The organism is Corynebacterium ammoniagenes DSM 20306 (assembly GCF_001941425.1).
Taxonomy (GTDB): domain Bacteria; phylum Actinomycetota; class Actinomycetes; order Mycobacteriales; family Mycobacteriaceae; genus Corynebacterium; species Corynebacterium ammoniagenes.
Map to the genome: position 1 here is coordinate 2,431,226 of NZ_CP009244.1, position 21,746 is coordinate 2,452,971.

The 21,746-nt window shown below is 56.6% G+C and carries 19 protein-coding genes; 7 read left to right on the forward strand and 12 right to left on the reverse strand.

From position 1 onward, the window contains the following. The 7 genes from folB to dacB form a co-directional block, all read right to left on the reverse strand. Window positions 1-378 (reverse strand): dihydroneopterin aldolase, encoded by a 378-nt coding sequence (gene folB / locus CAMM_RS11170; protein ID WP_003847696.1) that lies wholly within the window; start codon window positions 376-378, stop codon window positions 1-3. Further along, entirely contained in the window at window positions 379-1,254 is an 876-nt protein-coding gene (gene folP, locus CAMM_RS11175; RefSeq protein WP_003847698.1) for a dihydropteroate synthase, read from the reverse strand. Window positions 1,255-1,311: 57 nt separating this feature from the next. Further along, complete coding sequence (gene folE / locus CAMM_RS11180; RefSeq protein WP_003847700.1) at window positions 1,312-1,905, reverse strand: GTP cyclohydrolase I FolE; 594 nt, start codon at window positions 1,903-1,905, stop codon at window positions 1,312-1,314. Between the two features lie 76 nt (window positions 1,906-1,981). Further along, complete coding sequence (gene ftsH / locus CAMM_RS11185; RefSeq protein ID WP_003847701.1) at window positions 1,982-4,543, reverse strand: ATP-dependent zinc metalloprotease FtsH; 2,562 nt, start codon at window positions 4,541-4,543, stop codon at window positions 1,982-1,984. Between the two features lie 13 nt (window positions 4,544-4,556). Beyond that, window positions 4,557-5,165 (reverse strand): hypoxanthine phosphoribosyltransferase, encoded by a 609-nt coding sequence (gene hpt, locus CAMM_RS11190; RefSeq protein WP_003847704.1) that lies wholly within the window; start codon window positions 5,163-5,165, stop codon window positions 4,557-4,559. Window positions 5,166-5,208: 43 nt separating this feature from the next. Then, window positions 5,209-6,231, reverse strand: a complete 1,023-nt coding sequence (tilS, locus tag CAMM_RS11195; RefSeq protein WP_003847705.1) for a tRNA lysidine(34) synthetase TilS — start codon at window positions 6,229-6,231, stop codon at window positions 5,209-5,211. Window positions 6,232-6,249: 18 nt separating this feature from the next. After that, entirely contained in the window at window positions 6,250-7,554 is a 1,305-nt protein-coding gene (dacB, locus tag CAMM_RS11200) for a D-alanyl-D-alanine carboxypeptidase/D-alanyl-D-alanine endopeptidase (protein ID WP_003847707.1), read from the reverse strand. 146 nt (window positions 7,555-7,700) lie between these two features. Between dacB and CAMM_RS11205 the strand changes: the two genes are divergently transcribed. The 5 genes from CAMM_RS11205 (at window position 7,701) to CAMM_RS11225 (ending at window position 14,212) form a co-directional block, all read left to right on the forward strand. Next, window positions 7,701-8,177 (forward strand): inorganic diphosphatase, encoded by a 477-nt coding sequence (locus CAMM_RS11205; RefSeq protein WP_003847708.1) that lies wholly within the window; start codon window positions 7,701-7,703, stop codon window positions 8,175-8,177. 149 nt (window positions 8,178-8,326) lie between these two features. Beyond that, window positions 8,327-8,638: a rhodanese-like domain-containing protein gene (locus tag CAMM_RS11210; protein WP_003847710.1), complete on the forward strand. Its 312-nt coding sequence runs from the start codon at window positions 8,327-8,329 to the stop codon at window positions 8,636-8,638. 146 nt (window positions 8,639-8,784) lie between these two features. Then, entirely contained in the window at window positions 8,785-9,249 is a 465-nt protein-coding gene (locus CAMM_RS11215) for a MarR family winged helix-turn-helix transcriptional regulator (RefSeq protein WP_003847711.1), read from the forward strand. Between the two features lie 3 nt (window positions 9,250-9,252). Beyond that, window positions 9,253-13,110 (forward strand): Pls/PosA family non-ribosomal peptide synthetase, encoded by a 3,858-nt coding sequence (locus tag CAMM_RS11220; protein ID WP_003847714.1) that lies wholly within the window; start codon window positions 9,253-9,255, stop codon window positions 13,108-13,110. Between the two features lie 343 nt (window positions 13,111-13,453). After that, the gene (locus tag CAMM_RS11225) at window positions 13,454-14,212 is read left to right on the forward strand and encodes an SDR family NAD(P)-dependent oxidoreductase (protein ID WP_003847718.1); all 759 of its coding nucleotides are present in this window, start codon (window positions 13,454-13,456) and stop codon (window positions 14,210-14,212) included. A gap of 210 nt (window positions 14,213-14,422) precedes the next feature. On the opposite strand, the gene CAMM_RS13140 is transcribed toward CAMM_RS11225, so the two are convergent. Further along, entirely contained in the window at window positions 14,423-15,202 is a 780-nt protein-coding gene (locus tag CAMM_RS13140) for a hypothetical protein (RefSeq protein ID WP_003847723.1), read from the reverse strand. A 79-nt stretch (window positions 15,203-15,281) separates the two neighbouring features. On the opposite strand from CAMM_RS13140, the gene CAMM_RS13145 reads away from it, so the two are divergent. Next, window positions 15,282-16,124 (forward strand): cytochrome b/b6 domain-containing protein, encoded by an 843-nt coding sequence (locus tag CAMM_RS13145; protein WP_003847726.1) that lies wholly within the window; start codon window positions 15,282-15,284, stop codon window positions 16,122-16,124. Between the two features lie 87 nt (window positions 16,125-16,211). On the opposite strand, the gene ppk2 is transcribed toward CAMM_RS13145, so the two are convergent. The 4 genes from ppk2 to groL all read right to left on the reverse strand — a co-directional run bounded on the left by ppk2 (window position 16,212) and on the right by groL (window position 20,022). Beyond that, window positions 16,212-17,111, reverse strand: coding sequence for a polyphosphate kinase 2 (gene ppk2, locus CAMM_RS11235; protein ID WP_040355684.1), 900 nt, complete (start codon window positions 17,109-17,111; stop codon window positions 16,212-16,214). 133 nt (window positions 17,112-17,244) lie between these two features. After that, the gene (locus tag CAMM_RS13000) at window positions 17,245-17,373 is read right to left on the reverse strand and encodes a hypothetical protein (protein WP_003847729.1); all 129 of its coding nucleotides are present in this window, start codon (window positions 17,371-17,373) and stop codon (window positions 17,245-17,247) included. A 92-nt stretch (window positions 17,374-17,465) separates the two neighbouring features. Then, window positions 17,466-17,720 (reverse strand): PorH family porin, encoded by a 255-nt coding sequence (locus CAMM_RS11240; RefSeq protein WP_003847731.1) that lies wholly within the window; start codon window positions 17,718-17,720, stop codon window positions 17,466-17,468. Between the two features lie 664 nt (window positions 17,721-18,384). Then, window positions 18,385-20,022, reverse strand: a complete 1,638-nt coding sequence (gene groL, locus CAMM_RS11245) for a chaperonin GroEL (protein ID WP_003847732.1) — start codon at window positions 20,020-20,022, stop codon at window positions 18,385-18,387. A 359-nt stretch (window positions 20,023-20,381) separates the two neighbouring features. Here groL and CAMM_RS11250 point away from each other — a divergent pair, with 359 nt between their 5' ends. After that, on the forward strand, window positions 20,382-21,722 hold the full coding sequence (locus CAMM_RS11250; RefSeq protein ID WP_003847733.1) for a dipeptidase: 1,341 nt from the start codon (window positions 20,382-20,384) through the stop codon (window positions 21,720-21,722). Window positions 21,723-21,746: the final 24 nt, after the last annotated feature.

A 21,746-nucleotide genomic window follows, 5' to 3' on the forward strand; every position in this document is an offset into this window, starting at 1 on the left:
TTATCTCCGCTCAGTCTTGCGGGAACGCCGTGCCACCACGGATACATCGTGGAAGGTGCGCTCGATGGGGGCATCAGGTTTATGCACGGTGACCTCGACGGCATATAAAATTGGGTCGCTGGCCATGATCTTGTCGGCGATTTCGGTCGCGACGGTTTCGATAAGATCGCGCGCGGGGCCTTCGACGATATCCGCGGCAATATCTGCCAGGTCGGCGTAGTTAACAGTCTTTTCTAAGTCATCGGTGGCTGCGGCTTCTTGGAAGTTCAGCCAGCAGGTCAAGTCCACGATGAATTTTTGACCATCGCGTTTTTCGTGATCGAAAACCCCATGGTAGCCAAAGCATTCTAGGCCTTTGAGTTCAATCCGGTCTGCCATTTATTGTTCCCTTCCTGAAACATAGTCTGCGCCAGCAGCCCATGCCGCGGCAACATCGACTGCATCACGCGAGACTGGAACGTCGTGCACGCGCACCGCCCAGGCACCTAATTGTGCTGATAGCGCGGTGACCGCTGCGGTTGCGGAATCAGCCAGGTGCGGTCCGTGCTCGACGCCACGGTCTTCGCGGATAGCCGATAAAAAGCGTTTGCGTGAGGCACCCACCAAGATGGGGTAATCGCCGTTAATAAATTCGGGCAGTGCTTTCAAAAGTGCCCAGTTATCTTGCGGGGTCTTAGCAAAACCCAGCCCGGGGTCCAAGGTTATTAGTTCGGGCGCTACTCCTGCTTTCAGTGCATTATCGGTCAAGCGCCCGAGGGTGTCATGGACGTCTTGGACCACATCACCATTGTGGTCAGCAGATCCGGCCGCGTCTCCAAACCGGACGGTGCGCCAGTGCATCAAACACACCGGTACCTGGGACTGCGCCATAACGGAATACATATTGGCATCGGCAAGGCCGCCGGAGACATCGTTAAGCAATACTGCTCCTGCCTCCACTGCTGCCTCGGCAGTGCTGGCGCGCATGGTGTCAACGGAGACCATGATGCCTTCTTGCGCTAAGGCCTGAACCACCGGGGTCACGCGCTGTTTTTCCACCTCGGCGTCCACACGCGTGGCACCGGGGCGGGTGGATTCCCCGCCGACATCAATCATGTCAGCGCCCTGGGCTACTAATTCGCGGCCGTGCTCAATGGCTTTGTCAATATTGATCCATTTGCCGCCATCGGAAAAGGAATCTTCCGTGACATTAACGATTCCCATCACCAATGTGCGCTTGGCTGCGGCGTCGGGCCAAATATCAAAGACCTGCATGAATGTAGCTTTCTTCGGGTTGGTAAACGTGCCAGGGTGGGCCCCGAGGCCAAAGGATTAGCTGCGAATAAGGCTAAGGACTTCGGCGCGGGAGGCAGAGTTATTTTTAAACCCGCCACGAACAGCGGACGTTGTGGTCACAGACCCTGGTTTTTGCACCCCGCGCATGCCCATGCACAGGTGCTCACATTCAATAACCACGATGACCGACTGGGCTTCGAGCACCTCAGTAAGCGCATCTGCGATCTGGCGGGTCAGACGCTCTTGGACCTGCGGGCGCTTGGCAAAGCCATCGGCAAGACGCGCCAACTTCGACAAGCCGGTGACACGGCCGTCGCTGCCGGGGATATAACCGATGTGGGCTACACCGTAGAAAGGCACCAAATGGTGTTCACAGGTGGAGTAGATCGGAATATCGCGCACCAGGACCAATTCTTGGTGGTCTTCGGCAAAGGTCTTTTTCAGGACCTCTGTTGGATCTTTATGTAGTCCAGCAAAAATTTCTGCGTACGATCGTGCAACTCGCGCGGGAGTTTCTTCTAATCCCTTGCGGTCGGGATCTTCACCAACTGCAAAGAGCAGTTCGCGGATCGCTGCTTCAGCACGCTCCTGATCAAAAGGCCTGCGGGCTGGAATCGAGTTATCACTCATATCGTCGGATGTCCTTGCGTTCAACGTTACTTATCCTCCCCACGCTAGCGCTTATGCGGGAAGGGGTTAAATCCACCTAGTAATTATCTTCACCGGGGTGGCGGTCTTTGTTATCTTTCTGCGGCTGCGAATAAGGGTTGCGGGAATCATCCTTTTTCTCCCAGCCCGGTGCCTGCCACCCTTCATCATCATTCATCGGTGGTTTGTGGTGCCGACCAATCGGGATTTCGGCAGTGTCGTCCTCGCTCGGGCGACGCTCGCTCTTCTTCTCCGCATCAGCAGACTGGTCAGCCTCAGGCTGGTCATCCGCTGCCTGGCTTTCAACCTGTGGCTTAGAAGCTTCAGGCTTGGAAGCCTCGGGCTTAGAGGCCTCAGGCCTGTCAGCCTTTGAGTCAGAGTCTTTCGGCTCGGACATCGCAAAAGATGGCTTCGGCTCAGCGCTCTTGTGGCCGTTGGGCTCGGACATGGCAAAAGACGGCTTTTCCGACTTCGGCTGGTCATCCACGGAATCTTCTTCGGTCCAGTCACCGGCGTGCTGTCCGAAGTTGAAACCAATTTCGGGTTCGTCGCTTGAGGTCTGTGAGGAGTCGATATCCGCATCGGAGTCATTGGTGGCATTGGCCGCGGATTCTTCCATCGCTAAGCGGCGCTCACGTGCCTGACGGGAGGCATCCAGCAATGTGAAACGACGTGGTGGTTCCTCGCCGCGCTCGATAGCCAGCTCCACGGGAGTTTGTACTGGCTCCCGGCCAGCTTGGGCAGGGAAGCGCACGTTTTCGCCGGGGAAGACCTCATGGAATTCACGCGGCTCGATGCCTTCAAAGAGCTCTTCGAGGTCCGGACGACGCAAGGTTTCCTTTTCCAGCAGTGCTTCTGCCAAGGAATCCAGGTAGTCGCGGTGTTCCGCCAAAATGTCATAGGACTGTTGGTGGGCAGCATCCAAGAGATAAGAAATCTGGTCATCAATCTTGGCTGCGACCGCATCCGAATATTCGGAGACTCCCCCGCCGCCGGTGTACGACATTGGGTCGCCTTGTTCCTTGCCGTATTTCACGGTGCCAAGTTCCGGGCTAAATCCGTATTCGGTGATCATCGCGCGGGCAATCTTGGTTGCCTGCTCAATATCGGAGGAAGCACCGGTGGTCGGAGTGCCAAAGACCAACTCTTCGGCGGCGCGGCCACCCATGGCGAAGATCAAACGCGCGAAAAGCTCATCGCGGGTGTACATGCCCTTGTCGTCTTCTTGCGCGGTCATGGCATGACCACCAGTGCGGCCACGGGCCAAGATGGTGACCTTGTAGACGCGCTCAATATCCTTCAGCGCCCACGCAGACAGGGTGTGTCCGCCTTCGTGGTACGCGGTGATCTTCTTTTCTTGTTCCGAAATCACCTTGGATTGACGGCGTGGGCCACCGACAACGCGGTCGGTTGCTTCTTCCAAAGCATCAGCGGTAATGACATTGCCGCCAATACGCGCGGTCAACAGCGCTGCCTCGTTCAGCACGTTAGCTAGGTCGGCGCCCGACATACCGGCGGTGCGCTTAGCCAACTGGGTGACGTCAACGTCCTTGGCCAAAGGCTTATTCTTCGAGTGCACGCGCAGAATCTGCTCACGGCCAGCCAAATCAGGTGGAGTGACAGGAATCTGGCGGTCAAAACGTCCCGGGCGCAAAAGCGCTGGGTCCAAAATATCAGGACGGTTGGTAGCGGCAATGAGGATTACGCCCTCACGGTCACCGAAGCCATCCATTTCCACCAGCAACTGGTTGAGCGTTTGCTCACGCTCATCATGTCCGCCGCCAGTGCCAGAGCCACGCTGCCGGCCCACGGCATCGATCTCATCGACGAAGATAATACAAGGACTGTTTTCCTTCGCCTGCTTAAACAGGTCACGCACGCGAGAGGCACCAACGCCGACGAACATTTCCACGAAGTCGGAGCCGGAGATGGAATAAAACGGTACGCCGGCCTCACCCGCAACAGCGCGGGCAAGCAGGGTTTTACCAGTGCCGGGAGGACCATAGAGCAAAACACCGCGTGGGATTTTCGCGCCGAGCTCGTGGTAGCGGCTCGGGTCTTCCAAGAAATCTTTAATCTCTTGAAGCTCATCGACTGCTTCGTCCGCGCCAGCCACATCTTCAAAGGTGTTGGTCGGCATGTCCTTGGTCAGTTCCTTGGCCTTGGAACTGCCAATGCCAAACATGCCCCCGGCTCCGGTTTGCATGCGCGAGATGAACCAGAACAGTACTGCGAACAGGATCAACATCGGCAGCAAGAACGACAACATCGACATGAAGATCGAATCTTGCGTGACGTTGGTCTGGTACGTCTCCGCACCTGAGTTGCGGACCGAGTCGAAGATTTCCGGAGAAGTACGCGCTGGGTACTTCGCGATTACTTCTTCAACACCTTCTTGCTCTTCCACCGTGATGGGCTCACGCAGGGTTAGGCGAAGTTGTTGTTCGCGGTCATCAATTTGAGCCTCTTCAACGTTTTGGTCGTTGAGTTGCTCAATGGCAATGGACGTATCCACCCGCATGAAAGAGCGGGTGTCGTCAGAGAAGAAGGTGAAGATGTACAGCGCTACAAGTACAATTGCAGCGATTCCACCGTATTTAATCCAGGAAGAGTTTTTCATTAAGCGTTACAGTTTAGTCGTTGGAGTAAACGTCCGGGTGCAAGGTCCCCACATAGGGCAGGTCACGGTAGCGTTCGGCGTAGTCAAGGCCGTAGCCGATGACAAATTCATTAGGGGTATCAAAGCCCACGTCGTACAGGTCAATATCGGCGGTAACTACCTCCGGCTTGCGCAGCAAGGTAATAACTTCCAAGGACTTCGGGTGACGGCCTTCGAGGTTGCGCAGCAACCAGGACAAGGTCAGGCCGGAGTCGATGATGTCTTCGACGATCAGCACATCGCGGCCTTCAATTTCACGGTCCAAGTCTTTAAGGATGCGCACTACACCGGAAGAGCTGGTGGAGTTGCCATAAGAAGACACAGCCATAAATTCAATCTGGGAAGGAATCGACAGTGCCCGAGCAAAGTCCGTGAGGAAATAAACTGCGCCTTTGAGCACGCAGATTAGCAGCAGGTCCTCGTCTGTATCTGCGTAGTCTTTGGATACTTTGTCCGCTAACTCCTGGATTCTTTCCTGGAGTTTGTCCTCGCTGATAAGGACCGACTCCACATCACTGCCATAACGGTGTGGCGGGACGTTAAAGTCTTTGGATTCATATAGCGCAGTTTCGTTGTGAGCCATGGTCGACCTTTCTCATGAGCCGGTTTTAGGACCTGAAGGTGGCTTAGGGTGCGTGAAAACGCAATAGTCTCAGTTTGCCACCAACTCGCACGACTTCCAACCTACTACGCGGGTTTTTTGCGTACGCATCACCCACTGCAACGCCACCTTGTCCACTCCATGCGCTGCACAATGCGTCAATTGCCGCAAGCCCGGCGCGGGTAACTAGGACGTCTTTCGCAACCAACCAGCGGGCAATTATTCGCTGTCGCACAGGTTGCGCAAGGCCAGAAAGTTCGTTGCAGTCCAGCTCTTCATGCTTGTCGATGTTTTCTCCGCCCACCCCATACTCCTGCGGAATGAGAGAATGCAGCACCGCGTCATCGGCAGCGGCATTATTGGCTGCTGCCGCTAAAGGCGCCACCGCATCCCCGCCGATGATCTCTGACAGCATGGGCACAACTGTCTTACGAATAGCCACGCGGCGGAAGTCTTCGCGCTCATTTTGCGGGTCGTGCCACGCCTGTACTCCCAATTCCGCGCAGGCGCCTAAGGTATCCGCACGCCGAATGCCCAACAGCGGGCGATAGATTTTCGCCCCTTCGATCTCTGTCGCAAAGGCCATGGTGCTGATATGTCCGCGCAGGCTGCTCAGAAGCAGTGTTTCTGCTTGGTCTTCGGCGGTATGCGCCACAAAAACTGGGGTCATCTCACCTGCGACCTCCGCAAAAGCTTGGTATCTCACCCGGCGCGCTTCGGCTTCCATCCCACCGGCGGAATCACGTACAACTTCCACGGGAATGACACTCGCTGTCGCTCCCCACCGCTCAGCGTGTGCGGCGGCTTGCTTGGCGATGTCCCCCGAACCGTCTTGCACACCGTGATCAATACACAGCGCGTGGACGCTGGTCGTTGCCACTCGTACCTCTGCACATAGCGCGGCGACTAGGGCCAGCGAATCCGCCCCGCCGGACAGGCCGACATAGACCTGTTCTGGCCAACCGAGTTGCTCCAGGCTTTCACGCACGGCACCGCGCACGGCGAGAAAGTGCGGTGATTTCCGGGGCCAAAAAGGTGCGGTATCCATGCTCACCACAAACTGCCTTTAGTATTCCCGCAGCAGGCTGGCCATGGCATCTTGTGTCGCGCGAGCGCCTAAGATATCGCCATCATTGACTAGGAAAGTAAAGGCATACACGGTACCCGAATCACCTAAGGCGGTCCCGCTGAGCGCCGATACCCCGGTGAGCGTGCCGGTCTTCGCGCGCACAAAACCCTTCCCGGATAAATCTGCATAACGGTCCGCTAGGGTTCCTTCGCCGCCGGCAACCGGCAGGTATCCCAAGATTTCGCGCAGTGGTTCATGGGCCGCGGCCTCCGCAATAATGTGGGTGAGAAGGTCCGCGGTAATCCGGTTATCTTCGGACAGACCAGAGTTATCGTGAATGGTGACGCCCTGGGTATTAAAGGAAGCATCGTTCAGCGTGCGCAACGTCGCCTTTGTTGCTCCGTCGAAGCTCGCCTCGGCGCCTGCAGCGAGCGCAACCTCCCGGCCAACAGCTTCGGCCATGACATTGTCCGAGTGTTTCATCATCTGTTCTGCACGCAAGGCAAAAGGCTCTGACTCCACGGAAGCGATTGCTTCGGCACCTTCGGGCACCTCACCGAGACCAACATTGGGAGCTTCAATGCGCGAGGCCACAGCGCTTGCCACATCCAAGGCGGGAGTATGCGAGCGCGGCACGTCTCCTTCGGTATCACCAATCCGGCCGCCGTAGAGCATAGCTGGTTGCATAGGGGCCACAAACCCGCCATCGACGTTGGTGGGATCCCAGCCGGGGGCTTGTTCTGCGCCTGACCAGATGCTGTTGTCAATCAACACCGTATCGATGCCCGCATCATCTGCGGTGGCCTCTACCTTTTTATTAATCTCTGCGGCGAGTTCATCCATTTGCTCGGTGGTCATCCACACATCGCCGGCGGCTTTAATCACAGCGGTATTACTGCCCGGCGCGCGCAGGACTTCGGTGGTCAACCGGGCGTCATCGTCAAGCGTTAAAGCGGCTGCGGCGGCAGTGAGTACCTTCGTCGACGACGCTGGAATAAGTGGCGTGGTGGAATCGTGCTCCCACAACACCTCCCCGGTGGAGGTGTTGATGACCTGCGCGCCCAACGTCGGCACCGACGGGGACTCGGCGAGTGCTTCTAAACGCGCCCCCATGTCCGAGGTATCCACGTCCGACGGCTTTTGCGGTTGGACCAACTGTTGTACCTGCGGCGCTTGGGGCGCGGGTCCGTGTTCCAGCTCGCTGTACTCCTGATGCACGGCAATGCCCAGCGCGGCGGTCGATCCGACAGCTGCGGTGGTTACTATTGTGACGGCAATCCAGGCGACGTGTTTAGCTTTCATCGCCACTTAGCCTAGCGTGCAGGATATCGCAGTGCGGCAAAAGGTAGACTGTGTTAAGTACTGTTTACCCCGAAGCGCAATGCGTACTCACCGTGGTACCTATTGCCGGGAATTTTTACCGTGTATGAGGAAAGGACGCGTCAATCGTGAGCGTTGAAGTAACCATTGAAATCCCAAAGGGTTCGCGTAATAAATACGAGATCGACCACGAAACCGGCAAGGTCTACCTGGACCGTTACCTGTTTACCCCAATGGCTTACCCAGCTGACTATGGCTTTATTGACCACACCTTGGGCGAAGATGGCGACCCACTAGACGCGCTGGTTCTTCTTCCGGAGTCCGTCTTTCCTGGCGTTATCGTCAAAGCCCGCATCCTCGGCGTGTTCAAGATGACCGATGAAGCTGGCGGCGATGACAAGCTGTTGTGCGTGGTCGATGACCCACGTTCCGAGCGCTACCAGGACATCACTGATGTCGAGCAGCACATCAAGGATGAAATCGAGCACTTCTTCACCCGCTACAAGGATCTGGAGCCTAATAAGGAAGTCACCGGTTCCGGCTGGGGCGACAAGACCCAGGCAGAGGAGATCTACCAGGAATCCATCGAGCGTTACGGCAAGTAAACGCACGTTTTAATTTACCCTGCACACCCGGGAATTGACAGCAACGCTGGCTCAGCGTTCGCAGTCGATACCCGGGTTTTGCGATCCGTGGTCAATTATTTAATGCTCGACTCTTTAGCAAGGGCGCGAAGGAACGTAGGATAGACAACATGTATGAGGTATCACCAAAAGATGTTCCCGCTAACGCTCAGCTAATCGATGTCCGCGAGGACGACGAATACGCGGTTGACCACGCGCGCGGCGTCAAGCACATTCCGATGGGCGATATTCCGGCTCGCTACCAGGAAATTGACCCCGACCAAGATGTCTATGTCATCTGCAAGGCCGGTGGCCGCTCCATGCAGGTCTGCGGCTATCTCGAAAATGCTTTGGGCTGGGACAAGATCATCAACGTTGCCGGCGGCACCGATGCTTGGCGCGAGCAAGGCTTGCCGATGGACACTCCGAACAAGACCCAGTAGCAATCCCGGCAGCGGGATTCCTAGCGGACTCCGGATTCTGGGGTTTCGGCGAATACGCACCGAAACCCCAGGTGGGAACGTTTTTCAAATTAGTGGACAACCTCAATCATTTAGACAACTAATGGTAGGCGCGCTACTATCGTCTTATGAGTTCCGCCAATTCCCATACAGTGCCCACATCACTGCTGCAATCGCCTTCCTTTCAGCTCGAGCGCTTGCGCCGCCGCACCCGTGACTGCGTCGACGCCGCCCTAGCCGCGCATGACACGACCATCCGCGAGTACTGGGTTCTGACGTGTCTGATTGAAGAAGACGCCGCCTCGCAGTCTTTCCTCTCCGAGACCCTGGCCATTGATGCCTCCGATATGGTGCGCCTGATTGACGCCCTAGAAAAGCGCGGCTGGGCCAAGCGCGCACGCGATCCCAAAGACCGCCGCCGCCAAATTGTTGCCTCCACGAAGAAGGGCACCAAGACCCACGCTGAACTAACCAAGTTGGTTGCCGCCGCTGAGGATGAAGCGTTAAATGATTCCACCTCGAAGCAGTTGAAGCATTTGCGTAAACTGGCGCAGGTCATCATCGATGCCGACTCCGAAGATGAGGGCCATTAAATAATGAGCGATCTCCTGGCCACTATTCCGGACCAGTACCTCCTCCACAATCAAGCTCCAGCCCCTCGAACCCTCTGGGACGTCGTGCGCGATTCCGCAGCACACTACCCCGAAGCCGCCGCTATCGACGACGGCGAAATCTTAACCTACGCTGAGCTGATTCAGGATGTTGAATCCTGGGCCGCGGAACTACGCGAGCACGGCGTGATGCGCGGCGATCACATCGGAATCCGCATGACCTCGGGTCAGCGCAACCTGTACCTGGCCATTTTGGCAACTCTCGCAGCAGGTGCGGCATATGTTCCCGTGGATGCCGATGACCCAGACGAACGCGCGGAAATGGTATTCAGCGAAGCCGGCATCAACGGCATCTTTACCGATGAAGGCTTTCGCAAGCTCAACCCGTCCACGGGCACAGATCAAGATGAACCGCACTTGGAAGACACCGCGTGGATCATTTTCACCTCTGGTTCCACCGGCAAGCCCAAGGGTGTTGCGGTGACGCATCGTTCTGCTGCTGCTTTCGTGGATGCCGAAGCAGCGCTATTTCTCCAAGACAACCCGCTCGGTTCAGAAGACCGCGTGTTGGCAGGGCTTTCCGTTGCCTTCGATGCCTCCTGTGAGGAAATGTGGCTGGCCTGGGGCCACGGTGCTTGTCTGGTTCCTGCGCCCCGGGCGTTGGTGCGCTCCGGCATGGACTTGGGTCCCTGGCTTATCCGCCGAGATATCACTGTGGTTTCTACGGTTCCCACCTTGGCGGGACTGTGGCCTGCGGAAGCACTCGATAATGTACGTTTGCTCATCGTCGGCGGCGAAGCCTGCTCACAAGAGCTGGTTAACCGCTTAGCCACCGAAGACCGGGAAATGTGGAATACCTACGGTCCCACCGAGGCAACGGTTGTTGCTTCCGCTGCGATGCTCAAACCTGATCATCCTGTATCCATTGGTCTTCCCCTCAACGGCTGGGATCTGGTTGTCATCGACGGTGAAGGAAATCCCGTTCGCCCTGGCGATGTCGGCGAATTGGTCATTGGTGGCGTCGGTCTGGCCCGCTATCTCGACCCGGACAAGGATGCGGAAAAGTACGCGCCTTTAGCTTCTGTCGGTTGGGATCGCGCCTACCGCACCGGCGACCACGTGCGCTTGGAAGAAGACGGTCTGTACTTTGTCGGACGTGTCGATGACCAGGTCAAAATTGGTGGTCGTCGCATTGAGCTTGGTGAGGTCGAAGCCAACGTTGCCGCCTTGCCGAATGTGTACAACTCCGCGGTCGCGGTCAATAAGACTGCCGCCGGCGAATCTGTCCTGGTCGGCTACGTATCCCTCGAAGACCCGGAGGCAGGTTTTGACCACCGCGCTGCGAAAGAGCGCTTGGCAGAAACGATGCCCGCGGCCTTGGTTCCGCGCATTTGCGTCATGGATGAGCTGCCGATTCGCACCTCAGGCAAGGTGGATAAAAAGGCCTTGCCGTGGCCACTTCCCGGCGTCGGTATTGAAGCCGTGGGGCTGAGCGAGACCGAAGAATGGCTCGCTCAGCTTTTCGTCGACGTCCTCGGAGTTTCTGTGGAAGACGAGGATGCTGATTTCTTCACCTTGGGCGGCACCTCGCTGGCTGCAGCTACCTTAGTTGGCCGTATCCGCGAGCGCTTTCCCACCGTCGCCGTGCGCGATCTTTATGATCATCCACGCTTGGGTTCATTGGCAGAAATTATTGATTCCACCGCCCCCAAAGCCCAGAAGGTAGAACCACGCCACGTCACACCCGTGAGAGCCGGCACTCGCCTGCTGCAATTTTTGTGGCAACTTCCCACCATGACCTTGGCCGCAACTAACTGGTTGGCGTGGCTGCTTTTCGGCTCCAATATTGCAGCGGAGCTTGGTGTTGATTTTGCTCCGCGCACGTCGTGGCCCGTCGTCATCATTTTCCTCATCATTTTTGCCTCCCCCTTGGGCCGAATCCCCATTGGCGCGTTGGGTGCGCGCGTGCTCACCGCCGGCATTAGTCCCGGTAACTACCCGCGTGGTGGCGCTGTTCACCTGCGCATTTGGGCAGCGGAACGCTGGAGCGATGCTTCAGGCGCGCGTTCTATCGCCGGCGCGACGTGGGTGCTTACCTATGCCCGCATGCTCGGCGTCAAGGTCGGCAAATACGTTGACTTACACTCTTTGCCACCGGTAACCGGTCTGCTGACTTTGGGCCATCATTCCGCGATTGAGCCCGAGGTAGACCTTTCTGGTTACTGGCTCGACGGCGATATTTTGCGGGTTGGCGCAATTGAGGTGCAAGCAGGCGCTCGCATCGGCGCGCGCTCGCAGCTTTTGCCTGGAACTGTTGTTGGTGAAGAAGCCCATATCGAGGCGGGCTCCACCGTCACCGGTGAGAAAAAGGTCAAAGCTGGTGCTCGCTGGTCAGGTTCTCCAGCAAAGAAGGTTGGCCGTTCCAAGCACCGCTTCCCCGACCACGCCCCGGCGCGCCGTTCCTGGTGGGTCCCTATTTATGGCGCGACTTCCCTCTTGCTCGCCGCGCAGCCGCTTGTCGCGATTGCATTAGCAACCTTCGTCGTCATCGCCCTCGTGGACGCCACTGGCGGCAATGCCTTTGTCGGCGCCGTGCTTTTCGCTCCACTCGGTGCACTGGCAGCGTTTGCGTTTTATATGGTCCAGACCTGGTTGGGTGTGCGCATTCTTTCCTTGGGCCTTAAACCCGGTGTATTTCCTGTGCGTTCCTCGCGCGGCTGGCGCATCTGGGCCATCGAAAGGCTTATGGATGATGCTCGCACCATCTTGTTCCCGCTTTATGCAGGCCAGCTCACTCCGCTGTGGCTGCGGTCGTTGGGAGCGAGCATCGGCAAGGACGTGGAGATTTCCACCGCCGTGATGGTGCCTAAATTCACCGAAGTCAAAGACGGCGCCTTCTTGGCTGATGACACCATGATTGGCGGCTATGAACTTGGCGGCGGTTGGATGTCCTCCGGCCTAGCTAAAGTCGGCAAGCGGTCTTTCGTCGGTAACTCCGGCATTACCGCCCCCGGACGTAAACTCGCGAAAAATTCGCTCGTCGCCGTTTTGTCGTCGACGCCGAAAAAGACCAAGTCCGGTGCTAACTGGTGGGGCTCGCCGCCGGAGCGCATGCGGCGCGTGGAAGCATCGGTAGGCGATGGCGAATCTTTGACCTATAACCCACCGGTGTGGGCGAAGGTCGCCCGTGGCGTTGTTGAAACACTGCGCCTGTTGGCATCGGCAGCCTCTGCCATGTTGTTGGCGCTCGTACTGGGCACCATGGTTGTTCTGCTCAACTCCGTGGGATTAGGAATGACCTGGCTACTATCCGGCCTTATCCTCATGGCTGCGGGCATTGTCGCTGTCGTGATCACCACCGTGGTCAAATGGGTGTGCGTCGGCAAGCATAAGCTGGCTGACCACCCGCTGTGGTCTGCTTTTGTGTGGCTGAATGAGCTCCAAGATGCCTTCGTCGAATCCGTGGCCGCACCCTGGTTTTTCAACCACGCCTTGGGCACCGCCGAACTTAATACGTCTTTGCGGTTGCTCGGCGTGAAAATCGGCCGCGGCGCCTGGATTGAGTCTTACTGGTTCCCCGAAACCGATCTGTGCCACATCGGCTCTGGTGCCACCGTTGGTCCTGGCACCGTGGTGCAAACCCACCTCTTCCAGGATCGCGTGATGAGTCTGGATACGGTCACTGTCGACGACGGTGCCACGCTAGCTGCGCACTCCGTCGCACTGCCAGCAGCTCATATTCATGCCGGCGCAACGGTTGCTCCGGGCTCTTTGGTGATGCGCGGGGACCAAGTTCCGGGCCATACCACCTGGCAAGGTAATCCGATTGAACCGGTAAATTAATCGCTTATACATCAACAGTGCGGCTTCCTCTTTCTTGTGCTTGGGGAAGCCGCACTTTGACGTTTTCTCCTCGACGAAAATGCCATTCACCCCCACGTGGCCTGCATATTTGCCGCCATAGATAGTGAACTTTCACAGATTCCTAGATTCCCCAGGAGCACGCCTTTACAGTAATCCACATCACCTTCTGGTGGATGAGAGGAGCAGTATGGCGAAACAACTTCTGCCTTGTGAAGGCCTCAAAGCTTTACCAACCCCCGTGGCTTTTACTGCCATGGTGCTCGCAGGTCTTCGCTGCGGGCAAGGCCATGTACGCAAAGCTTCAGTGTGAAAAGGATAAATCATGGATATCTCTGCAAAGACCGCACTAGTAACCGGTGGCGCTTCCGGGCTCGGCCTTGCCACCACGACTATGTTGGCAGCTGCCGGCGCCCGTGTTGTGGTCATTGACCTGCCGAACGCCGATCAAAGCCGTCTCAATGACATCGAAGGAGATGTTGTCTTCGCACCTGCCGATGTCACCAGTGAGGATGACGTGCAGCACGCTGTTGATATCGCGAATGAGAACCACGACCTGGCTATCGTCGTCAACTGCGCTGGCATGCTTAACGGGTTTAAGACTGCGGGTTCTAAAGGCCCGTTTCCCTTCGAGGAATTCACCAAGGTCGTCAACGTGAATTTGAATGGCACCTTTAATGTCATCCGCTTGAGTGCCCAAGCAATGCTGGATAATCCTGCCGATGGTGAAGAACGCGGCGTGATTGTTAACACGGCATCGGTGGCAGCATTCGATGGCCAAATGGGGCAAGCTGCCTACGCTGCCTCAAAGGCTGGCATTGCCGGAATGACTCTGCCTATTGCGCGTGACCTTGCGCGTTCGCTCATTCGGGTTGTCGCCATCGCACCCGGTACTTTTGAAACGCCCATGGTGGCCACTATGACCGACGAGGTCAAAGACTCTTTAGGCAAGCAAGTTCCGCACCCTTCTCGTTTGGGCAAGCCCTCCGAATACGCGCAATTAGTGGAATCCATCATCCGCAATCCGATGCTCAACGGGGAAACCATTCGCCTGGACGGCGCTATCCGCATGGGCATGCGGTAGCGGGAATGCGCTAGCACAAATACGTCAAAGTTCTCTTTCCTGCCCACCAAATAAGTTCACAGTCAGACCTGCATACTTTTGGTAATTCGGCTCTCCATTTGGACGCCGTGCATTCGTCACAGACAATAGGACTAATGATTACTTCCAGATAAATTGCAGTCTGGGTGACGTGAGTGAGCATGGAAGGGACAAATAGATGACCGGCAATCTTCACGATGGCCTCCCTGATAAAGAAGGCAACGTACCACCGCCTTCTGCCCCTCCGGCTCCCACCGCTGACGTGCCTTCAGCTCCGTCTGCTCCCACCGCTCCAACTACGCCTGCCGCACCAGCTGTACCTGCCGCTCCTGTCGCGCCTTCGGTCCCGCAAGCACCAGCTGCATCGGGTGCTCCCACTGCTCCCGCAGTTCCGCCAGCTCCTAGCGCAAGCACTGACGCTGAAGCGCCCACAGTGCCACCGGCTCCGCCAACTCCTGCGGCTGCGGTTACTCCGGCTGCCCCTGCCGCGCCTGCACCTCCAAGCAATACGGAAACAACTGCGCCCAGCGCACCGAGTGCACCACAAGCACCTGCTGCTCCCACGGCTCCCAATGCTCCAGCCGCACCGCCAGCACCGACAGCACAAGCAGCGTCCACCGCACCCGCGGCACCTGCTGCGCCGGCCGCGCCTGCACCTCCAACTAGTACGGAGACAATCGTCCCCGGCGCACCCAATGCGCCACAAGCACCATCTGCTCCAACACCACCCGCAGCGCCGTCGGCGCCCGCATCCGCTGCACCTGCCACACTAGGTGTTCCAGGTGCGCCCGCAGCTCCGAGCGCTCCCGGAGCACCATCCGCCCCTGCGGCACCGAGTAGCCCCAGCACACCATCCGCTCCGGCTGCGCCACAAGCAAGTGCGCCTGCCAAGCCAGCGGCTCCGGCAACGCAAAAGCCAGCAGCAGCGAAGCCAACTGCAAAGCCCGCTGAGACAAAGAAGACCGCCGACAAGAATTATGGTCGCTTCACGCTAAAGCAATGGATCGGCGGAGGAATCGCCGTCATCATTGGGCTGGCAATCCTGCTGGCCTTGGCGGTCTTCGGGGCGAGGTATTTCTTCACCACCGAGATGGGTACAGATTTCCTCAACCGCTACTCCGGGCACATGCCGCTGCCAGATAATGCGCCAGTCGGCATCCCGGCGTGGATGAACTGGCAGCACTTTTTCAACATGTTTTTCATCGTGCTGATTATTCGCAGCGGTCTGCAAATCCGGTATGAGCGCAAGCCGGCGGCATATTTCACGCCCAAGAAATCATCGGCGAAGATTAGCCTTACTTTGTGGTTCCACCTGGTTCTGGATCTCCTCTGGGTCATCAATGGCGCAATCTTTATCGTCTTGCTCTTCGTCACCGGTCACTGGATGCGTATTGTCCCGACTAGCTGGGAGGTCTTCCCGCATGCCCTATCGGCAGGATTGCAGTATCTTACCTTGGATTGGCCAACCGAAAACGGTTGGGCAAACTACAACGCCTTGCAGCTTCTCACGTATTTCCTCACGGTATTCGTTGCGGCACCACTGGCAATTGTCTCCGGGTTCCGAATGAGTCATTTCTGGTCGAAGAAATGGACAAAGGCATCGAAGTTCTACCCAGCACCGGTAGCGCGCAAGATTCACTACCCAGTGATGATTTACTTGGTCATCTTCATCATCGTCCACGTGGTCTTGGTCTTGGCCACTGGTGCGCTGCGCAACCTCAACCACATGTATGCGGCCCAAGGTGATGTCGATCCGACGGTGTATGCCAATAACTGGACGGGTTTCTTCATCTTCTTAGGCTCATTGGTAGTGCTCGCGGCAGCGTGGATTGCGGCACGTCCAATGCTGCTGGCGCCCGTTGCGCGTCTTTTTGGAAAGGTCACCGCGCGCTAATCTTCAGCAGTTGAAAACACAATAATGGTCGCTCCGGGTTCATCCTGGAGCGACCATTATCTTTATCTGACTGACACTTAGGCGGGCTTAGTCACCGATTTGATTGCGGCCTCGCTTGACGATGTTTTCATCCGGCTCCCCCACCACCGAATGATCCTTATTGGTGTATTCAAACTTGCTTAAGACATAACGCATCGCGTTAATACGCGCGCGCTTTTTGTCATTCGACTTAATCGTGATCCACGGGGACTCATCGGTGTCGGTATAGCGAAACTGTTCTTCTTTCGCGCGCGTGTAATCATCCCACTTGTCCAGGGAGGCTAAGTCCATGGGCGAGAGCTTCCACTGCCGCACAGGGTCAATCTGGCGAATCGCGAAGCGCGTGCGCTGCTCTTTACGCGTGACAGAGAACCACAACTTCGTCAGCGAAATGCCAGAGCCTAATAACATGTTTTCCAACATTGGAACCTCGCGGAGAAACTCCGCGTGCTGTGATTCGGTGCAAAAGCCCATCACGCGTTCAACGCCGGAACGGTTATACCAAGAGCGGTCAAAGAAGACGATCTCTCCGCCCGCTGGAAAGTGTTTAATGTAGCGCTGGAAATACCACGACGTTGATTCGCGTGGGGAAGGCTTTTCTAATGCCACGGTGCGCGCACCACGCGGATTCAGGTGCTCATTAAAGCGCTTAATGGTGCCGCCTTTACCAGCAGCGTCGCGGCCTTCAAACAAGATGATGTGGCGTTGACCCGTTTCCTTGGTCCAGTTCTGCCATTTCAACAGCTCGATCTGCAGCGCGCGTTTGGTGACCTCGTACTCCTCGCGGGACATGCGCTCGTCATAAGGATAGTTCTCGCGCCAAGTCTGAACCGCGGAACCATCGGGCATAATCAAGCTCGGATCATCTTCGTCCGAGTCATCGACTACATAACCGTCGGTCTTTGCCAGATCGATAACTGGTAATTCATCGTCTTTAATATCAGCCATAGTGGCTAGTTTAATCGTTAAAAGTAATTCAGGCGCGCTGAGGACCGGGATATCTTTCATCCGCTACCGATCAGCAAAGCCCCCGCTCAAGAAGCGGGGGCTTTGGGTTAGTTACTGCTTAAACAGTGACTAATTAAAGAACCAGACCAATCAGGTCAGCGGCAGCGCCAGCCCAGTCGCCAGCGGTCTCCAGCAATGGGAGGAGGGAGCCGAGGACACCCTCAGAGGACAGGCCAGTCCAAGAACCGAAGAAATCTTCCATGATATTACTCCTTTAGAGATACAGTGAGCCGGACTTCATCGCCGCACACTTTAGTTGTTTAGTGATTGATTAGTTGCCAATTGGCAGCTAAATTACTTTTCTTCTTCGTCAGAGCTGCTCAGGGAGGAGCCAGCCTCTTCGCCAGACTCAGCTTCGTTGGAGGAACCGAGAGCGCTGGAGGTATCTGCCCAGTCCTGCTCGAACTGGCTCTCGTCAGCGCCTTCTGGGGTGTCAAACCAGCCGAACAGGCCCTGGAAGAACTCGAGTGGCTTCTGCAGGAAGTCACCGATTGCGCCAGCGAAGGTAGCGAAAGTGTCGAGCTGCTCCTGGATGAAAGATAGATCCATTGTGATCTCCTATGTGAAGTCCGGACTCGTGCCCGGAGGTGTTTGCGGATTTGCAGACACCCTGTCGGGCGTCACACCGAATATCATGTCACAAACCGGTCACTTTTCAACCCTAAATATGCAAAAAGTTTTTCCTCAAAATTTATTCACCAGGATGGATGCAGCTCGATCTCGATCTGCCAGTACGACATTTCGTAATTTCCCTGCCGTGAAGTGACCATGCTGAACTGCGGTTTTAACATGCCATTTACTTAAAGTTTCACAGATTTCACCAAGGTTAATTGTTGGCGATGAGCAGCAGTTATGGCGTTAAGTCCTTTTTCGGCTGAAAATTTCCTTCAAAATATCTTCACGCTTGGTATATTTTTACCCTAATACGGGGTCAGCCTCGCTGCGCCAAACATATAACTACTGGTTAGATCTACAAAAGCAATTTTCGCATTTCGTTCACGGTGGCGCGCTTTCTGGTCATTTCTTGCTGACGCAGTATTCAAATTTCGCTAAGTAAAGACATTTTCTGATTGACTCCACTTCTGCTGAGTGACAGCGCGGCGGGGCCGAGAATCAGGAGTTTGGGCATAGTACATAAAGGAAAAGCTCACCGTTTCCTAGTTCAGGAAACGGTGAGCTTAGAGTTGCGCGTTAATGCGCGTGCAGCGGGGACTTAGAAGCCCATGCCGCCCATTGCATCAGCGTCTGGCATAGCTGGAGCATTTGGCTCTGGCTTGTCAGCAACTACTGCCTCGGTAGTGAGGAACAGTGCAGCAATGGAGGTAGCGTTTTGCAGTGCGGAGCGGGTGACCTTCACTGGGTCGTTGATGCCTGCTTCCATGAGGTCAACGTACTCGCCGGTCTGAGCGTTCAGACCCTGGCCGTCTGGCAGGGATGCAACCTTGTCAGCAACAACGCCTGGCTCGAGGCCAGCGTTGTAAGCAATCTGCTTCAGTGGAGCAGACAGTGCGGAGCGAACGATGTTGGCACCGGTTGCCTCGTCACCGGAAAGCTCCAGTGCGTCGAGTGCGGATGCTGCCTGCAGCAGTGCTACACCGCCGCCGGCAACGATGCCCTCTTCGACAGCAGCCTTGGCGTTGCGGACTGCGTCTTCAATGCGGTGCTTGCGCTCCTTGAGTTCAACCTCGGTAGCAGCGCCAACCTTGAGGACTGCAACGCCGCCGGAGAGCTTAGCCAAGCGCTCCTGCAGCTTCTCACGGTCGTAGTCGGAGTCAGAGTTTTCGATCTCGGCGCGGATCTGCTTGATGCGGCCGTCGATCTGCTCCTGGGAGCCAGCACCCTGAACGATGGTGGTCTCATCCTTGGTGACAACAACCTTGCGTGCCTGGCCCAACAGTGGCAGGTCAGCGGTTTCCAGGGACAGGCCAACTTCTTCAGAGATGACCTGGCCGCCGGTCAGGATTGCCATATCCTGCAGGGTTGCCTTGCGACGATCGCCAAAGCCTGGTGCCTTCACAGCAACGGACTTGAAGGTGCCGCGGATCTTGTTGACAACGAGGGTGGACAGCGCTTCGCCCTCAACGTCTTCAGCGATGATCAGCAGTGGCTTGCCAGCCTGCATAACCTTCTCCAGCAAAGGAACCAGGTCCTTGATGTTGGAGATCTTGGAGGAGACCAGCAGGATGTATGGGTCTTCGAGGACTGCTTCCTGGCGCTCCACGTCAGTTGCGAAGTAGCCGGAGATGTAGCCCTTGTCGAAGCGCATACCTTCGGTGACCTCAAGGTCAACGCCGAAGGTGTTGGACTCTTCGACGGTGATGACGGAATCCTTGTTCACCGCACCATTGCCCACGGTGTACATTGCTTCCGCAATCTTTTCGCCAATTGCCGGGTCCGCAGCGGAAATGCCAGCGGTGGTAGCAATCTGCTCCTGGGTCTCGATGTCCTTTGCGGATTCGAGCAATGCGTCAACAACAGCCCTGGTGGCTGCTTCGATGCCGCGCTTGATGCCCATTGGGTTAGAACCAGCAGCTACGTTGCGCAGACCTTCGCTAACCAGTGCCTGAGCCAGGACGGTTGCGGTGGTGGTGCCGTCGCCGGCGACGTCATCAGTCTTCTTAGCAACTTCCTTAACCAGCTCTGCGCCGATCTTTTCGTATGGTTCCTCGAGCTCGATCTCGCGAGCGATGGAAACACCATCGTTAGTAATGGTTGGAGCGCCCCAGCTCTTTTCCAAAACGACATTGCGTCCCTTTGGGCCTAGGGTTACCTTTACTGCGTCTGCCAGAGTGTTAAGACCACTCTCAAGACCACGACGTGCCTCTTCATCGAAGGCAATAATCTTTGCCATAGTGTTTTAATCTCCTAGATTGGGTTTCACTCAAGGGTTATCGGTCACGCAGGCGCCCGCGACGGCAGGATTGGTGAGTGTGTACCAACCTCAACCTGGTGTCAGCAACCATTCTGGCACTCTCACCCCTCGAGTGCAAGAAAAAACGCCACGGGCGATCCGAAAAATCCGGCTCACCTGCACGGGCATAAATCCGCCCATCCGCCCGGCGCGCTAGCAGCCTTCGCTGCCAGGTGTCCAGGTGGTCATTTCAACAGCCTCCTCGGTCATTTTATGGACGATTCGCCGGCCTATAAAGCGCATTTCTTTCTTCTTGCCATTCCACCTATTGGAACGGCGCTGCGGTGTAAGTTGGGGACATGGCTGATATTAAGGACATCATTGAAAACGATCGCGACAAGATCTTCACCCAACTTTCCGAACTCGTAAGTTTTAATTCGGTGCACACCATCGAAGAACTCAAAGACGAGATGGAGGGTGCTAAGAATTGGGTGAGCAGCGCGCTGAAGGACGCGGGCCTGACAGTCGAAGAACACGTCACCGAGGATGGCTCCGTGACGCTTTTGGGCGAACGCGCCGGTAAAGAAGGCGCCAAGACGGTGCTGTTGTATTCGCACTATGACATCGTTCCCGCAGGCGATCTAAACAAGTGGGATTCGGATCCGTTTACTCTCACGGAGCGTGATGGTCGTTGGTACGCGCGCGGCGCGGCAGATTGTAAGGGCAATGTGGTGATGCACTTGGCTGCCCTGCGTGCGCTTGAAGCCACCGGCGGTACGGACCTTAATATCAAGGCGCTAATTGAAGGCTCCGAAGAAATGGGTGGAGCGGGCCTGTCCAAGCTCATCGCCACAAACCCGGAAGCATTTGCTGCCGATGCCATCCTCATCGCCGATTGCGGCAACTGGGCGGTTGGCGAACCAACCCTGACTTCTTCCCTTCGTGGCTCGGCGCAGGTTCGGGTGCAGATAGATACTTTGTCCAGCCCGGCGCACTCTGGCCAGTTTGGCGGCGCAGCACCAGATGCGGTCAAGGCATTGATGCGTGCGCTAGATTCGCTTTACGATGCCACCGGTGCGACCGTCATCGAAGGCACCGACTCCGAGGCGAAATGGGAAGGCCGCTCGTACCCTGCCGAGGATTTCCGAAAGGATGCACGTTTGCTTGAGGGCACCGAGATTGCCGGCGACGAGAATACTGATGCCGGGGACTTGGTCTGGGCGCGCCCGTCGGTCACCGTGACCGGTTTTACTTCCACGCCCGTGGACCAAGCGGTTAATGCGGTTCCCGCAACAGCTGAGGCCATGCTCAATGTGCGCGTGCCAGCGGCATCTGACCCACAAGAGATTGCCGAGGCTGTTATCGCGCACTTGAAGGCGCACACTCCTTTCGGCGCGCACCTGACCGCGGAAGTGATTGAAGCTGCGCGCGGTTTTGAAACCGACTTGCACAAGCCAGCCCTCAAGGTTTTGGAGCAGTGCCTCTCTGAGGCCTACGGCAAAGAAACCGGAACGATGGGCATGGGTGGTTCTATTCCGTTGACTGTCGAGTTACAAGATGCGCATCCGAATGCGGAGATTGCACTGTTCGGCGTGGAAGAACCCCAATGTGCGATCCACTCCCCTAATGAATCCGTCGATCCCACAGAGATCGAGCACATCGCCACCGCGGAAGCTCTTTTCTTGCAGCGCTACCAATAATTGCTGCGCACGAGTGTGATAACG

What these genes read in the sequence shown, in the direction of transcription:
- folB (WP_003847696.1), bottom strand. Translation starts at nt 378, where the DNA reads ATGGCAGACCGGATTGAACTCAAAGGCCTAGAATGCTTTGGCTACCAT.
- folP (WP_003847698.1), bottom strand. Translation starts at nt 1,254, where the DNA reads ATGCAGGTCTTTGATATTTGGCCCGACGCCGCAGCCAAGCGCACATTG.
- folE (WP_003847700.1), bottom strand. Translation starts at nt 1,905, where the DNA reads ATGAGTGATAACTCGATTCCAGCCCGCAGGCCTTTTGATCAGGAGCGT.
- ftsH (WP_003847701.1), bottom strand. Translation starts at nt 4,543, where the DNA reads ATGAAAAACTCTTCCTGGATTAAATACGGTGGAATCGCTGCAATTGTA.
- hpt (WP_003847704.1), bottom strand. Translation starts at nt 5,165, where the DNA reads ATGGCTCACAACGAAACTGCGCTATATGAATCCAAAGACTTTAACGTC.
- tilS (WP_003847705.1), bottom strand. Translation starts at nt 6,231, where the DNA reads ATGGATACCGCACCTTTTTGGCCCCGGAAATCACCGCACTTTCTCGCC.
- dacB (WP_003847707.1), bottom strand. Translation starts at nt 7,554, where the DNA reads ATGAAAGCTAAACACGTCGCCTGGATTGCCGTCACAATAGTAACCACC.
- CAMM_RS11210 (WP_003847710.1), top strand. Translation starts at nt 8,327, where the DNA reads ATGTATGAGGTATCACCAAAAGATGTTCCCGCTAACGCTCAGCTAATC.
- CAMM_RS11215 (WP_003847711.1), top strand. Translation starts at nt 8,785, where the DNA reads ATGAGTTCCGCCAATTCCCATACAGTGCCCACATCACTGCTGCAATCG.
- CAMM_RS11220 (WP_003847714.1), top strand. Translation starts at nt 9,253, where the DNA reads ATGAGCGATCTCCTGGCCACTATTCCGGACCAGTACCTCCTCCACAAT.
- CAMM_RS11225 (WP_003847718.1), top strand. Translation starts at nt 13,454, where the DNA reads ATGGATATCTCTGCAAAGACCGCACTAGTAACCGGTGGCGCTTCCGGG.
- ppk2 (WP_040355684.1), bottom strand. Translation starts at nt 17,111, where the DNA reads ATGGCTGATATTAAAGACGATGAATTACCAGTTATCGATCTGGCAAAG.
- CAMM_RS13000 (WP_003847729.1), bottom strand. Translation starts at nt 17,373, where the DNA reads ATGGAAGATTTCTTCGGTTCTTGGACTGGCCTGTCCTCTGAGGGTGTC.
- CAMM_RS11240 (WP_003847731.1), bottom strand. Translation starts at nt 17,720, where the DNA reads ATGGATCTATCTTTCATCCAGGAGCAGCTCGACACTTTCGCTACCTTC.
- groL (WP_003847732.1), bottom strand. Translation starts at nt 20,022, where the DNA reads ATGGCAAAGATTATTGCCTTCGATGAAGAGGCACGTCGTGGTCTTGAG.
- CAMM_RS11250 (WP_003847733.1), top strand. Translation starts at nt 20,382, where the DNA reads ATGGCTGATATTAAGGACATCATTGAAAACGATCGCGACAAGATCTTC.